The 14,925-nt window shown below is 71.5% G+C and carries 13 protein-coding genes; 6 read left to right on the top strand and 7 right to left on the bottom strand.

Annotated elements, in window-relative coordinates:
• Positions 1–7 precede the first annotated feature (7 nt).
• Positions 8–805: a sulfite exporter TauE/SafE family protein gene (locus tag Sru02f_RS22315; protein ID WP_174855091.1), complete on the bottom strand. Its 798-nt coding sequence runs from the start codon at positions 803–805 to the stop codon at positions 8–10.
• Positions 806–898: 93 nt separating this feature from the next.
• On the opposite strand from Sru02f_RS22315, the gene Sru02f_RS22310 reads away from it, so the two are divergent.
• Positions 899–1,690 (top strand): AraC family transcriptional regulator, encoded by a 792-nt coding sequence (locus Sru02f_RS22310; RefSeq protein ID WP_109032251.1) that lies wholly within the window; start codon positions 899–901, stop codon positions 1,688–1,690.
• Here the strand turns inward: Sru02f_RS22310 and Sru02f_RS22305 are convergent.
• The 3 genes from Sru02f_RS22305 to Sru02f_RS22295 form a co-directional block, all read right to left on the bottom strand.
• On the bottom strand, positions 1,687–2,337 hold the full coding sequence (locus Sru02f_RS22305; RefSeq protein WP_109032252.1) for a GntR family transcriptional regulator: 651 nt from the start codon (positions 2,335–2,337) through the stop codon (positions 1,687–1,689). The two genes, Sru02f_RS22310 and Sru02f_RS22305, sit on opposite strands and share 4 nt — an antisense overlap.
• Positions 2,338–2,462: 125 nt before the next feature.
• Positions 2,463–3,188: an aspartate/glutamate racemase family protein gene (locus Sru02f_RS22300; RefSeq protein ID WP_109032253.1), complete on the bottom strand. Its 726-nt coding sequence runs from the start codon at positions 3,186–3,188 to the stop codon at positions 2,463–2,465.
• Between the two features lie 61 nt (positions 3,189–3,249).
• Positions 3,250–4,737: an NCS1 family nucleobase:cation symporter-1 gene (locus Sru02f_RS22295; RefSeq protein ID WP_109032254.1), complete on the bottom strand. Its 1,488-nt coding sequence runs from the start codon at positions 4,735–4,737 to the stop codon at positions 3,250–3,252.
• Between the two features lie 216 nt (positions 4,738–4,953).
• Between Sru02f_RS22295 and Sru02f_RS22290 the strand changes: the two genes are divergently transcribed.
• Positions 4,954–6,435 (top strand): family 43 glycosylhydrolase, encoded by a 1,482-nt coding sequence (locus Sru02f_RS22290; protein WP_109032255.1) that lies wholly within the window; start codon positions 4,954–4,956, stop codon positions 6,433–6,435.
• A gap of 3 nt (positions 6,436–6,438) precedes the next feature.
• Here Sru02f_RS22290 and Sru02f_RS22285 read toward each other — a convergent pair whose 3' ends face one another.
• Entirely contained in the window at positions 6,439–7,479 is a 1,041-nt protein-coding gene (locus Sru02f_RS22285; protein WP_109032256.1) for a LacI family DNA-binding transcriptional regulator, read from the bottom strand.
• 154 nt (positions 7,480–7,633) lie between these two features.
• On the opposite strand from Sru02f_RS22285, the gene Sru02f_RS22280 reads away from it, so the two are divergent.
• From Sru02f_RS22280 to Sru02f_RS22265, 4 genes are all read left to right on the top strand, one after another.
• Positions 7,634–9,007: an extracellular solute-binding protein gene (locus Sru02f_RS22280; RefSeq protein WP_174855092.1), complete on the top strand. Its 1,374-nt coding sequence runs from the start codon at positions 7,634–7,636 to the stop codon at positions 9,005–9,007.
• Positions 9,008–9,028: 21 nt separating this feature from the next.
• Positions 9,029–9,970 (top strand): carbohydrate ABC transporter permease, encoded by a 942-nt coding sequence (locus tag Sru02f_RS22275; RefSeq protein ID WP_167469551.1) that lies wholly within the window; start codon positions 9,029–9,031, stop codon positions 9,968–9,970.
• A 2-nt stretch (positions 9,971–9,972) separates the two neighbouring features.
• Entirely contained in the window at positions 9,973–10,872 is a 900-nt protein-coding gene (locus tag Sru02f_RS22270; protein ID WP_109032258.1) for a carbohydrate ABC transporter permease, read from the top strand.
• A gap of 66 nt (positions 10,873–10,938) precedes the next feature.
• On the top strand, positions 10,939–12,759 hold the full coding sequence (locus Sru02f_RS22265; RefSeq protein ID WP_109032259.1) for a glycoside hydrolase family 2 protein: 1,821 nt from the start codon (positions 10,939–10,941) through the stop codon (positions 12,757–12,759).
• Between the two features lie 52 nt (positions 12,760–12,811).
• On the opposite strand, the gene Sru02f_RS22260 is transcribed toward Sru02f_RS22265, so the two are convergent.
• Positions 12,812–13,768: a TauD/TfdA dioxygenase family protein gene (locus Sru02f_RS22260; RefSeq protein ID WP_109032260.1), complete on the bottom strand. Its 957-nt coding sequence runs from the start codon at positions 13,766–13,768 to the stop codon at positions 12,812–12,814.
• A 296-nt stretch (positions 13,769–14,064) separates the two neighbouring features.
• Positions 14,065–14,898: a class II glutamine amidotransferase gene (locus Sru02f_RS22255; RefSeq protein WP_109032261.1), complete on the bottom strand. Its 834-nt coding sequence runs from the start codon at positions 14,896–14,898 to the stop codon at positions 14,065–14,067.
• Between the last annotated feature and the right edge of the window lie 27 nt (positions 14,899–14,925).

The raw sequence follows: 14,925 nt of genomic DNA, 5'->3' as shown, positions 1-14,925 counted from the left end.
CAGCGTGTCACAGCACCATCGCGACCGTCACCGCGCCGAGCAGCCCGACGTACGTCCAGGCGTAGAGACGGTCCGGGATGCGCGGCGGGCGTCGGCGCAGCACCGCGATCACCGGCAGGGCGCCCAGGAGCAGCGCCCCGGCCGCCCGGAGGTCGACGAGACCCACCAGGGCGAGGTGCGGGTCGGCGCCGGCGGGGTCCCCGGAGCCGCCCAGGAAGACGAGGGCGGCCGGGAGCGCGATCGCCAGGGTCAGCGGGTTGGCCAGCGCGGTCGCCACGTGCATCGTGTGCCCGGCCCGCCGCATCGCGGGGACGGTCATGACGCTGCCGCCCACCCCGAGGAAGGCGGCCACCGCACCGACGGGCGCACCGACGACGGCCGGCAGCGGACGCGGCGTGCCGACGGCCGCCTCGGCCTGGGCACGCGGGCGCAGGAAGCCGGGGCGCAGCAGCAGGTCCACGACGGTGAGGGCGACGTACGCGACGAACGCCCAGCGGATCAGCCCGGCCGGGGCGTGACGCGCGGCGAGCGCCCCGGCCGCGGCGCCGACGCCCAGCAGGACGAGCAGCGGGCCGCCACCCCGGAGGGCGGCCAGCACCCGGCGGGGCGTGACCGCGGTGGCGAAGGCCGCGTTCACCACCATCACCAGGGCCGAGGTGGCCGTCGCCACCCGTATCGCGTCCGCGCCCGGGGCGGAGTCCGCCCACACCACGACCGGGACGGCGACGAAACCGCCGCCGAAGCCGAACAGCACGGTGGTCACACCGGTCAGGAGCCCGATTCCGAGCAGAGCCACAACATCCACGCAGGCCACTCCACCAGCTCGGCGGCGCCGCCCGCATTCGATACCCGGCACCATTCCTTCGCGACTCGGCCAGGACGGCCGTAAGGTGACCGGGTGAAGAACGTCCCCCTGGCCGACGTGGACCACGTGGACCGCGCCGTGCTGCCGATCGGCACCGACTACCCGCCCGGACACGTCCTGGACTGGCACGAGCACCGGCGCGCGCAGTTCCTGTACGGCGCGACCGGAGTCATGGTGGTCGACACCGACGACGGCACCTGGACCGTACCGCCCGAGCGCGCCGTGCTGATCCCGGCGGCCACCCGGCACCGGGTGCGGATGCTGGGCGTGAGCACCCGCAGCCTGTACATCGAGCCGGACGCCGTCCCGTGGTGGCCGGGCACCTGCACGGTCGTGGACGTGCCGCCGCTGCTGCGCGAACTGCTCCTGGCGGCCGTCGAGTTCGAGGCCGACTACAGCCTGTCCGGGCGCGACGGCAGCGTCGCCGACCTCCTCCTGCACGAGATCGCGGCGCGCGCCCCGCTCCCGTTCCACGTCCGCATCCCCGTCGGTGCCGACCTGGCGGCACTGTGCCGGGAGTATCTGGCCGCGCCGGACACCGGGGTCACCAACGCGGTGTGGGCGGCGCGGACGAACCTGAGCGAGCGCGCCTTCACCCGGCGCTTCCGTGCCGAGACGGGCGACAGTCCCGCCGTCTGGCGGGGCCGTGCCCGGCTGCTGGCGGCCGTTCCGCTGCTGCGGTCCGGTTCGGTCAGCGAGGTCGGCGGCCGGCTCGGCTACGCCTCTCCCGCCGCGTTCACCGCCGCCTTCACCCGCACCTTCGGCATCCCGCCGTCCCGGTTCGCCCAAGGCCACCGGGGGCGACCCCCGGCTGAGGGCCTCTAGGAGCGCTCCTGCGCCAGGTGGCCCAGTGCCGCGCTGCGGCTCGTCGACAGATGGTGCAGGACCAGCTCCTGGACCCGGTCCACGTCGCGGGCCGCGATGGCCCGGTAGAGGGCGTCGTGTTCCAGGGCGACGGCCAGCAGGTCGTCGTGCTGGCCCAGGAGCCAGCGCAGCCGGCTGCGCAGGACCCGCTCCAGTTCGTTGAGCAGTTCGTTGGCGGCCAGGGACACGACGGTCTCGTGGAAGTCGGCGGCCGCCCGGCGGGCCCGCACGGCGTCGTCGGCGCGCGCCGCGTCGAGTTCGGCGTCCACCGTCGCGCGCAGCCGCTCCAGACCCTCCCGCGTGTGCCGCTGGGCGGCGAGCCGGAAACCGAGGGTCTCCAGGCCCGAACGGACCTCGTCCAGGTCGGCGATGTCGCTCGTGGTGAACTCCCGCACCACCGCCCAGCTCCGTGGCCGCGGGGTCACCAGCCCTTCCGCCACCAGGGTCTTGAGCGCCTCGCGGACCGGGAGCCGGCTGACGCCGAGGGACTCGGCCAGCTCCCGCTCGACCAGGCGGCTGCCCGGGGCCCGCACACCGTCGATGATCTCGTCGCGCAACCGCCGCGTGACCCGCTCGGACTCGGGCGTGAAGCCCACTGACGCAGCCATCGCCGTCCTTCGTCTGTCATCCCGTTCCCGGCCCGCCGACCGCGCCGTGCGGAGCGGCGGTCGGGCGGCCCGTCAGAATACCCCGGTGCCCGCGGACGGTTCGGGCGGGACGGAGCGGGGAGCGGTCAGCCCACCCGCGGGGGCCAGTTGACGATCCGCTTGGGACGCGGGCGGGCGTAGGTGCGCACCTTGGACGTGGACAGACCGAGCCGGACCAGCGACTCGGCGACCGTCACGGCGGCGGCGACCCCGTCGACCACGGGGACACCGGTACGTTCCACCACCCGTTCGGCGAGGCCCGCCATGCCTCCGCAGCCCAGGCAGATCACCTCGGCCCGGTCGTCCTCGACGGCACGGGCGGCCTGCTCGGTGATGGCGTCCACGGCGGCCTGCTCGTCCCGCTCCAGCTCCAGCACGGCGAGCCCGCTGGCCCGCACGGAGGCACACCTGGCGCTCAGTCCGGCCACCGCCAGCCGCTCCTCGATCAGCGGCACCGTACGGTCGAGCGTGGTGACGACCGAGTAGCGGCGGCCCAGGTACTGGGCGGTGCTCGCCGCCGCCTCGGTGATGTCGACGACGGGTACGTCGAGCAGCTCCTGGAGTCCCTCGCGGCCGTGTTCGCCGTAACCGGCCTGGATCACCGCGTCGAAGGGCTCCGGGTGGGCGCGCACGGCCTCCATCACGGCGACGGCGGCGAGGTAGCTCTCGTAGTTGCCCTCCACCGACTCCGCGCCGAAGGCCGGTGTCAGCGGCACGATCTCGGTGCCGTCGGAGGCCGCGCCGGCCGCCTGCTTGCCGATCGCGTCGGTGATGGACTGCGTGGTGTTGACGTTGACCACGAGGATGCGCATGGGTGGGCCTGGGCCTTCTGCTCGGACGGGGAAGGGGGGAGACGGCGGTGGGCGCCCGGGACTATTCGGCGGCGACGGCGATGGACTCGCCGTCCACGTCGCGGATCGGCGCGGCACGGTCGGCGACGAGCGCGTACAGCACCGCGGCGATGACGGCGCCGACGAACCAGGAGAACCCGGCCGCGGCGTGGAAGAAGGGGACGAGCGCGACGACGACGGCGATCGCGGCGGCGGGGAGGAAGGCGGCGACGGCCCGCGGGTTGTAGCCGCGCCGGTAGTGGTACTCGGCGCCCGCGTCCTCGGTGTAGAGGGCCGGCACGTTCACGCGGGACTTCCGCAGCAGCCAGTAGTCCGCCATGATCACCCCGAACAGGGGGCCGAGCAGCGCGCCGAGCCCGCCGAGGAAGTAGTTCACGACGACCGGGCTGTTGTAGAGGTTCCAGGGCGTGATCACCAGGCCGAGGACGGCGCTCACCAGGCCCGCGCGGCGGAAGTCCAGCCGGTGCGGGAAGAGGTCGACCAGGGCGTAGATCGGCGCCACGAAGTTGGCCAGCAGGTTCACCGCCACCGTGAGGGCGATGAGACACAGCGAGGCGACGGCCAGCAGGAACATGTTGGGGATCGTCCTGACGATGTCCGTCGGACTGGTGATCACGCGCCCGTCGAGGGTGAACTGGGCTCCGCTGAGCACCGCCACGATGACGGCGAAGAAGAGCATGTTCACCGGGATGCCGATCACGTTGCCCCGGACGATGGAGCCGCGGCTGCGTGCGGACCGGGTGAAGTCGCAGAAGTTGAGCACGAACGTCCCGTAGATCACCACCCACAGGGCGGCGGCCTGGAGCACCTGGAGCCACATCGCACCCCCGGTGAGCGGGGCGTCGACGGACACGGAGACCGACCCGTCGGCCCGGACGAACATCCACACCGCGAGGGCGCACATGGTCAGCAGGGTGGTGGGCGCGGCGAAGGCCATGTAGCGGCGGATCATCTGCATCCCGTAGCTGACGATGAGCACCTGGAGGGCCCACAGCACGAGGAAGGTGATCCAGCCGAGCGTCGACTGGCCGAGCAGGGAGTTCGTGTCCAGGGAGGCCAGGGTGGGGAACATGGCCACCAGGAGGGCGCTCAGCACGGCCGACGCGAGGTAAGTCTGGATACCAAACCAGGCGATGGCCACGGCCCCGCGCACGGCGGCCGGAATCTTCGCTCCCCGGATACCGAAGGCGATGCGGCTCATCACGGGGAACGGAACGCCCGTCTTGTGGCCCATGAATCCGGAGAGCGTGAGCAGGAGGAAGAGCAGGACCGAGGCGAGCGCGAAGGCGGCGAGGATGCCCCACACGTTCAGCCCGAGGGCGAACAGGCCGATGGCGAAGGCGTAGTTGCCCAGGCTGTGCACGTCGTTGGCCCAGAGGGTGAAGACGTTGTAGGCGCCCCAGCGGCGGCCCTCCCGCTTCGTCGGGGCCAGGTCGTAGGTGTAGAGGCCGGAGCTGGTGGCGGTGCCGTCGGTCCGGGCTGACGGACGGCGGTCTTCCAGGGCAGTCATACGGGACTCCTGGGATCAGGTGCGGGGAGTTGGCGGGTTCCACAAAGCGGAAGCGGCTTTCCGGTGCACAGAACGTAGTTTTCGCCAAACCGCACCGTCAAGAGGTCTGCGGCAAATGGAATACCATTTTTGGCCCTGTTGACAGTCCTGTGGGCCGTCCCTACCCTGACGCCCCGTCATTACATCGATGTAAAGGCCTCGGGAGAGGACCCCCACGTGCTTCCCAGCCACTCGCACCGTCCCCGCGCCCGCCTCGGCCCGCTCCTCGCCGCCCTTCTCGGGCTGGTCGTGAGCCTGCTGCCCGGACTCGCCGGATCCGGCGCCGCGGCGGCGACCGCGTCCGGGCCGCATGCCCCCACCGCGGCGTCCGGCGCCTTCCGCAACCCGCTCAACAGCGGCCCCGACCCCTTCATGACGCACTGGAAGGGCGACTACTACCTCACCACCACCCAGGGCGGCAGCATCAGGATGTGGCGCTCCCCGTCCCTGGGCACCCTGCCGACCGCGGACCCGGTCACCGTGTGGACCGACACCGACCCTTCCCGCGACCGCAACATCTGGGCCCCGGAGTTCTACCGGTTCGGCGACCGCTGGTACCTGTACTACACGGCCGACGACGGCGTCGACGACCACCACCGGCTGTACGTCCTGGAGTCCGAGCGCGACGACCCCACCGGCCCGTACCACTTCAAGGCCAAGCTCGCCCCGCCCAACCACGCGGACGACTTCGCCATCGACGCGGGCGTCCTCCAGCTCGGCGGCCGGCTCTACCTCGCCTACAGCGGCATCAACCAGTACCAGCACAACGGGATCAACATCGCCCCGATGTCCAACCCGTACACCGTCTCCGGGAACGCGGTCGCGATCGACGCGGCGGGCGGCTGCCCCGAGGTGCGCGAGGGGCCCGAGTTCCTCTACCGGGGCGGGCGGGTCTGGATGACGTACTCCACCTGCGACACGGGCAAGCCGGACTACCAGGTCTGGATGATGTCGATGCCGCTGAACGCCGACCCGCTGGTGCCGGGCAACTGGCACCAGCACCAGGGCGCGGTCTTCTCCCGGGCCGACGACCGGGGCGTCTTCGGGCCGGGCCACCACGCCTTCTTCACGTCGCCCGACGGGACCGAGGACTGGATCGTCTACCACGCCAAGACCACGTCGGTGAACACCTACACCAACCGCACCACGCGGGCGCAGAGGTTCACCTGGCGGGCCGACGGCACCCCCGACTTCGGCCGTCCGCTGGCCATGGGCGCCACCCAGAACCTGCCCTCGGGCGACCCTGGCTCGGGAAACTACTGGATCAACGACGACGGCCGCTCCAGCGGCGCCGGGAGCGTCACCTACTCCGGCGCCTGGAACTCCGGCACCGGCTGCGCCACGCAGTGCTTCTGGAGCGACGACCACTGGAGCGACCGGGCCGGTGCCACGGCCACCTTCTCCTTCACGGGCACCCGGATCGCCCTGCTCTCCGTCAAGGACACCGGGAACGGCTACGCGGGCATCAGCATCGACGGCGGGCCCGAGCAGCGGGTGGACTTCCACGGCGCGATCCGCGTCGGGGAGGCGGTGCAGTACACGAGTCCACGGCTGGCCAACGGCAGGCACACCCTGCGGATCCGGGTCATGGGCGAGCACAACTCCCAGTCCGGGGCGTCCTTCGTGAGCGTCGACCGGGCCGAGGTCTACACCGACTGAGCGTCAGCGCCGCTCGTGGCCCTGCGTGCTCTCCCTCAGGACGAGCCGGTGGGCCACGATGCGGTCCTGCGCCTGTACCCCGGGCACGGCGCCGTCCGGCGCCGTCGCCTCCTCGATGCGGTGCTGGAGCAGTTGCACGGCGACCTTGGCCACCGCCGCCTTGTCCGGAGCCACCGTACTCAGCGTCGGCACGCTGAACCGACCGCCCTCCACGTCGTCGAAGCCGATCACGGCGACGTCCCCGGGCACCGACACCCCGTGCTCGTGCAGGGCGCGCAGCGCACCCAGCGCCAACTGGTCGTTGAGACACAGCAGCGCGTCGGGCCGGGCGCCCTGTTCGAGTGCCCGCGCCACGGCCCGGGCGCCGTCGGGCATCCGGAACGAGCCGACCGGCAGCAGAGCGGCCGGATCGTAGGCGATGCCGGCCTCCGCCAGGGCGGCACGGTAGCCCCGGGTGCGCGCCTCCGCGGTCCCCAGACCCGAGTCGTCGCGCCCCCCGACGGCGAGGATGGTGCGGCGCCCGAGCCCGATCAGATGGCGGGTCGCCTCGCGTGCGGCACTCTCGTTGTCGATGGCCACATGGTCGGCCCCCTCCTCCAGCAGCTCCCCGAGCAGCACCGTGGGCGGGAAGCCCGTACGGTCCCGCAGGTCGTCGGCGGTCAGCGCCAGCGGGCTGAGGATGATCCCGTCCACGAAGGTGGAGCCGAACCCGGCCAGCGCCGCCAGCTCGTGGTCGCGATCCGCCCCGGACTGGTGGATCAGGACCGTCAGGGACCGCTCCTCGGCCTCGCGGATGACATGCCGGGCCAGCTCCGCGAAGTATGGTATGTCCAGTTCCGGGACGACGAGCGCGATGATGCCGGTTCTGCCCTTGCGCAAGTGACGGCCGGCCAGATTGACCCGGTAGCCGAGGTGTTCGATGGCCTCGCGCACCACCCGCCTGGTCCGGTCGGAGACATGGGCGTAGTCGTTGATGACATTGGACACCGTCTTCTCCGAAACGCCCGCATGACGTGCGACGTCCTTGATCCTGGGCCGTGCCACCGAGACCTCCCTGCCTCTTTCGCGCTGCCCGAGTCTATGTCCCGGCGCGGGGAGGGTTTCGGCGCAGGTCCACTTCCGTCCAGCTCTTTACAGCCAATGTACATCGATGTAAAAACAAGCCACCGCATGAGCTCCGGCCGTCGAAAGGTCCGCGATGAGTTCCCGTTTGCCTGCCCAGGGGGTGCCGGCCGTGTCCGACCCGGTCCGCCGCCCCAGCCGCCGCCGGCTACTGCGTCACGCCATGGCCGGGGCGGGAGCCCTGCTCGCCGCGGGCCCGCTGTCCGGCTGCGCGTCACCGGCCTCGGCCTCCGGGGCGTCCGCGCTGAGCGTCTGGGACCTCTTCCAGGGCGGTGACGGCATGCTCATGGACGACATGATCGAGGCCGTGTCCAAGGGGGCCGGGGGAGCCGAGGGCTTCGAGATCGACCGGACGATCCTGGACTGGGGCCCGTCGTACTACACCAAGCTCGCCATGTCCGCGGCCGGCGGCCGGGCCTCCGACGTGGCCGCCATGCACCTGTCCCGGCTGGCGGGCTACGCCCCCGGCGGCCTGGTGGACGCCTTCGACCTGGACCTGCTCGCCGAGTACGGCGTCACGGAGAAGGACTTCACCCCGGCCGTGTGGTCGCGCACGCAGCACGAGGGGACCGTCTACGCCATCCCGCTGGACGTCCACCCCTTCATCGTGTTCTACGACAAGAAGGCCGCGGAGCGGGCCGGGCTCCTGGACCCCGCGGGCGAACTGGCCCCCATGGGATCGCCCGAGGCGCTGCTGGAGGCGGGCAGGGCCCTCGCCGAGGCGACCGGCGAGTCGGGCATCCTGTTCGGCCACGTCACCGACACGGCACAGAACTGGCGCCTGTTCGCCGGGCTCTACGCGCAGACCGGCGCCGCCTTCGACCTGCCGGACGGCGGTCCCCCGGAGATCGACGTCGACGCCGCCGTCCGCGTCGTCACCCTCATGACGCGGCTCTTCGACGGGAAGACCAACCCCAACAACCTGGACTACAACGGCGCGCTGGCCGCCTTCAGCAGCGGACGCGGCGGCATGGCGATGCTCGGCGAGTGGGAGCTGCCGACGCTGAAGAAGTCCGGCATGGAGCTGGGCGCCGCGCCGTTCCCGCAGGTCTTCGAGAAGCCGGCCGTCTACACCGACAGCCACAGCTTCGTCCTTCCGCACCAGGACAGCCCCGACCCGGCCCGGCGCCGCGAGGCCCACCGGTACGTCGCGCAGATACTCAGGCAGAGCCTCACCTGGGCGAGCGCCGGACACATCCCCGCCTACCAGCCCGTCCTCGCGGAGCCCGAGTACGCGGCACTCGACCCCCAGTCCTCCTACGCCGACGCCGCCGAGGTGGCGGTGCTCGACCCGCCCAACTGGTTCGCGGGCGCCGGTTCCAACTTCCAGAACCGGATGTGCCAGCCGCTCCAGTCGGCGCTGCTGGGCGACACCACCCCCGAGAAGGCGGTGCGGCAGATGGTCCGCGAGGCGGACACCCTGCTGCGGCAGCCCAACCCGGTGGCCTGACCAGCGAAAGGAGTGACCGACGTGACCACCACCGCACCCCTCGGCGCCGAGGAACGGACCGCCCCGCCCGCCGGTTCCCCGGGCGGCCGCCGCTCCGTCGTCGGCCGCATACGCACCGGCAACGGGCTCGTGTTCGTCCTGCCGTTCCTGCTCGTGTTCGGCCTCTTCATGGTGTGGCCGATCGTGCAGGGGCTCTGGATGAGCTTCACCGACAGCTCGCTCGCCCTGCGCGACACCGGCTTCGTCGGCTTCGACAACTACACCGAGGCGTTCGGCGACCCGGACGTGTGGAGCAGCCTCGGCAACACCGTCTTCTTCACCGTCGTCTCCAGCGTCCCGCTGGTGCTGGTCGCGCTCGCGATGGCCCTGCTGGTGCACAGCGGGCTCGCCGGCCAGTGGGCGTGGCGCCTGTCGTTCTTCGCGCCCTACCTGCTGCCCGTGACCGTCGTGACCATGATCTGGACCTGGCTCTACCAGCCCGAACTGGGCATGGCCAACCAGCTTCTCGACACCCTCGGCATGGAACCGGTCGGCTGGCTGTCCGACGAGTCCGTCGCGATGTGGTCGGTGGCCGCGCTCACCGTCTGGTGGACGGTCGGCTTCAACTTCCTGCTCTACCTCGCGGCGCTCCAGTCCCTGCCCACCACCTTCGACGAGGCGGCGGCACTCGACGGAGCCGGCGCCTGGCGCCGCCTGTGGTCCATCACCCTGCCCCAACTGCGCCGGACCACCGGCCTGGTGGCCATGCTCCAGGTGCTGGCCTCCCTGAAGGTCTTCGACCAGATCTACATCCTCACCAAGGGCGGACCCAACGGCTCCACCCGGCCGGTCCTGGAGTACGTCTACGACGTCGGCTTCACCGGCTACCGCCTCGGCTACGCCTCCGCCGTCTCGTACCTCTTCTTCGCCCTGATCGTCCTCGTCTCGCTCGTGCAGCTCCGCCTCTTCCGCCGGGAGGACTGACCGTGTCCGCAACCGCCACCACCCTCCGCCCCCGGCGCCGTCCACCCCGCGAAGCGGCCGGCTCGCCCCTGCTGCTCGGCCACGGCCGGCTGCCGCGCGTCCTGGCCGGAACCGCGCTCGTCGTCCTCGCCGTCGTCTGGCTGCTGCCGTTCGTGTGGGCCGTCATCACCTCGGTGCAGAGCGAGGAGGACATCAACACCACCGGGCTGTCCCCGTTCAAGGGCGCCTTCACCCTCGACGCCTACCAGCAGATACTGGAACGCGGGAACGTCACCGTCTGGGCCTTCAACAGCTTCCTGATCTCCGCCCTGGTCACGCTGATCACCGTGGCGGTCTCCACCCTCGCCGCGTACGGCTTCTCCCGCGGCACCTTCCGCGGCCGCAAGGCGCTGCTCGGCGTCACCGTCGCCGCCATCATGGTCCCGCCGCAGCTGCTCGTCGTCCCGCTGTTCGACCAGATGACCCTGTTCAACCTGGTCGACACCTATGCCGCGGTCATCCTGCCCCAGGTCGTCGCGCCGATGATGGTGTTCATCCTCAAGCGGTTCTTCGACGGCATCCCCAAGGAGCTGGAGGAGGCGGCCCGCATCGACGGTGCCTCCGAGTTCCGGGTCTTCCGGTCGATCGTCCTGCCGCTCTCCCGGCCGATCGTGGCCGCGGTGGCGATCTTCGTCTTCATCGGCGCCTGGAACAACTTCATGTGGCCGTTCATCGTCACCAACGACCCCGACCTGATGACCCTCCCGGTGGGCCTGGCCACCGTGAAGGACGCCTACGGCATCCAGTACGCGCAGTCCATGGCCTCCGCCCTGCTGGCCGCGCTGCCGCTGATCGTGGTCTTCCTCCTCTTCCAGCGCCGCATCGTCAACTCCGTCGCCACCACCGGCCTCGGCGGTTCCTGAACCCTCACAGCTGTACCCACGGGCCCGGCGTTCGCGCGCCCGGCCCACCGATCGACTGGAGCATGTGTGCCCACTCACTCCGTACCGCGCCCGGAGTACCCGCGACCGCAGTTCACGCGCCGCGACTGGCTCAACCTGAACGGCGCCTGGCAGTTCGAGACCGACCGGGGGGACAGCGGCCTCGAACGCGGTCTGCTCGACCGCGAGCTGCGTGACGAGATCCTCGTCCCCTTCCCGCCCGAGTCCGAGCTGTCCGGCATCGGCGACACCGACTTCCTGGAGGCCGTCTGGTACCGGCGGGCCCTCACCCTCCCGGCCGCCTGGGCAGGCCGCCGCGTACTGCTGCACTTCGGCGCCGTCGACCACGACACCACCGTGTGGGCCGACGGAAGGGAGGTCGCCCGGCACCGCGGCGGCTTCACGCCCTTCACCGCCGACCTCGGCGACATCGCCGGGGCGGGGGAGGAGGTCGTGATCACCGTCCGGGCCCGCGATGCCAAGTCCGGCCCGCAGGCCCGCGGCAAGCAGGCGATCAAGTACGCCAACCACGACTGCAACTACACCCGCGTGACCGGTATCTGGCAGACCGTATGGCTGGAGCCCGTCCCCGAGACCCACCTGCGCCGTCCCCGCATCACCCCCGACCTGGCCGGCTCCGCCTTCCACCTCGAACTGCCCCTGTCCGGCAACCGCCCGGGGTACCGGGTCCGCGCCGTCCTCGGCGACGCCGACGGCGAGGTGAGCCGCGCCGAGGCACGCGCCGACCTCGACCTCGCCCCGCGCCTGCACCTGCCGGTGCCGGACGACCGGCGGCGCGAGTGGGGACCCGAGGATCCGCACCTGTACGACCTGCGCCTCGAACTCCTCGACGCCGCGGGCCAGGTGGTCGACAGCGCCGAGAGCTACGCCGGACTGCGCGCCGTGGGACTGCGCGGCAAGGCCGTCCTGCTCAACGGCCGCCCCGTCTTCCAGCGCCTCGTCCTGGACCAGGGCTGGTACCCGGACGGGCTGATGACCGCACCCACCGACGAGGCCCTGGTGCGGGACATCGAGCTGGCCATGGCGGCCGGCTTCAACGGGGCCCGGCTGCACCAGAAGGTCTTCGAGGAGCGCTTCCTCCACCACGCCGACCGCCTCGGCTACCTGGTCTGGGGAGAGTTCGGCGACTGGGGCTGCGAGACGGGCGGTTCCTCGGGCGACAACCAGAAGCCCGACGCCTCCTACGTCGCCCAGTGGCTGGAGGCGCTGGAGCGCGACTACTCGCACCCCTCGATCGTCGGCTGGTGCCCGCTCAACGAGACCTACCAGAAGCTGCACGACCGGATCACCCAGCTCGACGACGTGACCCGGGCGATGTTCCTGGCCACCAAGGCCATGGACACCACCCGCCCGGTCGTCGACGCCTCCGGCTACGCCCACCGGGTCGCCGAGACGGACATCTACGACTCCCACAACTACGAGCAGGATCCCGCCGCCTTCCGGGAGCTGATGTCCGGCCTCGCCAAGGACGCGCCGTTCGTCAACGCCCACGAGAGCGGCGCCCCCTACTCCCAGCCGTACCGGGGCCAGCCGTACTTCGTCAGCGAGTTCGGCGGCATCTGGTGGGACCCGGAGGCGGCCGCCGCGCAGTCCGGCGAGGACCGCACCGTCTCCTGGGGCTACGGGGAACGCGTCCGGGGCGAGGACGAGTTCCACGAACGGTTCGCCGGCCTCACCGAGGTCCTGCTCGGCGACCGTGACATGTTCGGCTACTGCTACACCCAGTTGACCGACGTCTTCCAGGAGCAGAACGGCATCTACCGCTTCGACCGGGGCGAGAAGCTCGACGTCGCCCGGGTCCGCGCCGCCCAGCTGCGCCCGGCGGCCATCGAGGAGCCGGAGGCGTAGCCCGCACGGGGGCCGGAGGCGAAGCGCCGCCCCCGGCCCCCGTGCACGCGGATCAGAAGGGCCGGTCGCCCTCGATGGCGACGCGTTCGGCGACCCGCCGCGCGGACCCGTAGTCACCCACCGCGTAGTGCTGGGTGGCGCGGTTGTCCCAGAAGGCCACGTCGCCGGGCTGCCAGCGCCAGCGCACCTGGTACTCGGGCACGTGCGCCTGCTGGAAGAGGAACCGCAGCAGCCGGTCGCTCTCGTCGCGGTCCACGCCGGTGATACGGGTGGTGAACGAGGCGTTGACGAAGAGCATGCGCCGTCCCGTCTCGGGGTGGGTGCGCACCACGGGGTGCTCCACCGGCGGGAGGAGGTCCTGGTGCGGCAGCAGCCGCTCGGGCCCGTAGAACCGCGCGAAGCCGGGGATGAAGTCGTGGACGGCCAGGGCGCCGTCGACGCGCTCCTTCACCTCCCGGGGCAGGTTGTCGTAGGCCGCGGCCATGTCCGCCCACATGGTGTCGCCGCCGAACGGCGGCACCTCGCGCAGTTGCAGCACCGCGCCGAGCGCGGGCCGTTCGCGGAAGGTGACGTCGGTGTGCCACACGTTCTCGTACGTCGGCACGGCCCGGTCGCCCTTGTCGAACCGGACGACGTCGTCACTGGAACCGGCGGCGAGCAGGGGGTTGGTCTCCAGCGCTCCCCAGTGGCCGGCGAAGTCGCGCTGCTGGTCGGAGGTGAGGTGCGCGCCGCGGAAGAACAGCACCTTCCACTCCAGCAGGGCACGGTTCAACTCCTCGCGCAGCGCGGGCGGGAGCGGGCGGGAGAGGTCGGCTCCACGGATCTCCGCGCCGATGGTGCGGGCCTGCGGGACGACCTCGAAGAGTTCGTAGGGCCGTTCCTCCCAGCCCTCGGGCAGCCGGCGCAGCGTGCGCCGGCCCTCGTACATTCCGTCCCCCGGGATGCGTGCTTCGCGCAGGACGGTGCTCGGACCGGCGGACGTGACGGACGTGTCAGACGTGACGGACATGGGGGTCCTCCCCTTGTATGACGGTACGCGTGAGATCCGGCCCGGGGGCGGCACGAGGCCACGCCGGACGGCCGGGGAAACGAGGGCGTTACGGGTGCTCCGGGTGGTGGACCGGAGAGGATGCCGACGGGCTACGACGCGCGGGGCGCCGGACGGTCGGTACGAAGAAGGCCGTTAGAGGCCGGAACGCTCACAGCCGGTCCGCTCGGGCACGCGGGGACACTCCGCGGTGGTGCCGAACCGGTATGTGGTCATGGCACCGATTGTGTGATCTTTCCGCGCCCGTGTCAACGGGATCACGCGGGGAGGGGAGCGAACGGAAGCAGGTCGTCCCCCTCCGGCTGGACGACGCCGTAGCTGCCCTCGGGCACCTTGTTCCACACGCCGGGCAGGTCGCCCAGGGGTTCCGACACGATCAGCCGGGTGCTGTCGGACGCCTCCTTGAGGAAGGGCAGGCCGGGATGGAGCGCGCGCAGGCTCTCCACCCGGCTGCTGTAGTAGAGCGAGCGCGACTGGGCCTGGCTGGAGTACCGGAAGGCCCACAGGCGGTGCCCGTCGGTCACGGCGACCGTCATCTGCAGCGGGAACTCCACGCCGTGTTCGTGTCCGATCTCCTCCACCAGCCCCGCCATCCGGGCCACGGCGGTGGGAGGATCGTCCTCCAGGCCGAGCGTGAGCGCCAGGTAGAACATCATCTCGGAGTCGGTCGATCCCTCGATGTCGAGGAAGAGCCGCGGATCGACGGCCAGCGCGAGGTCCCGGCGCAGCCGGTGGAACTCGGCGATCGCGCCGTTGTGCATCCACATCCACCGGCCGTGGCGGAACGGATGGCAGTTGGTCTGCTGCACCGGGCTGCCCGTCGACGCCCGGATGTGCGCGAAGAACAGGGGCGAGCGGACATGGCTCGCGATCTCCCGCAGGTTGCGGTTGCTCCAGGCCGGCCCGACCTCCCGGACGATGGCGGGGGTCTGCATCTCGGGCCCGAACCAGCCGACGCCGAACCCGTCCCCGTTGGTCGTCTCGACGCCCATGCGGGCGTGCAGGCTCTGGTCGATGAGCGAGTGCTCGGGCTGGTAGAGCAGGGACTCCAGGAGGACGGGCGTCCCCGAGTAGGCGAGCCATCGGCACATCGCTCCGTCGCCTCCCTAGTGGCCTCC

The organism is Streptomyces rubrogriseus, from assembly GCF_027947575.1.
GTDB lineage: Bacteria > Actinomycetota > Actinomycetes > Streptomycetales > Streptomycetaceae > Streptomyces > Streptomyces rubrogriseus.
This window is presented reverse-complemented; position numbering and strand designations above follow the sequence as displayed.

Excerpts from the sequence above, each read along its gene's own strand:
- Sru02f_RS22305 (WP_109032252.1), bottom strand. The coding sequence starts at position 2,337 with ATGGCTGCGTCAGTGGGCTTCACGCCCGAGTCCGAGCGGGTCACGCGG.
- Sru02f_RS22300 (WP_109032253.1), bottom strand. The coding sequence starts at position 3,188 with ATGCGCATCCTCGTGGTCAACGTCAACACCACGCAGTCCATCACCGAC.
- Sru02f_RS22295 (WP_109032254.1), bottom strand. The coding sequence starts at position 4,737 with ATGACTGCCCTGGAAGACCGCCGTCCGTCAGCCCGGACCGACGGCACC.
- Sru02f_RS22280 (WP_174855092.1), top strand. The coding sequence starts at position 7,634 with ATGAGTTCCCGTTTGCCTGCCCAGGGGGTGCCGGCCGTGTCCGACCCG.
- Sru02f_RS22260 (WP_109032260.1), bottom strand. The coding sequence starts at position 13,768 with ATGTCCGTCACGTCTGACACGTCCGTCACGTCCGCCGGTCCGAGCACC.
- Sru02f_RS22255 (WP_109032261.1), bottom strand. The coding sequence starts at position 14,898 with ATGTGCCGATGGCTCGCCTACTCGGGGACGCCCGTCCTCCTGGAGTCC.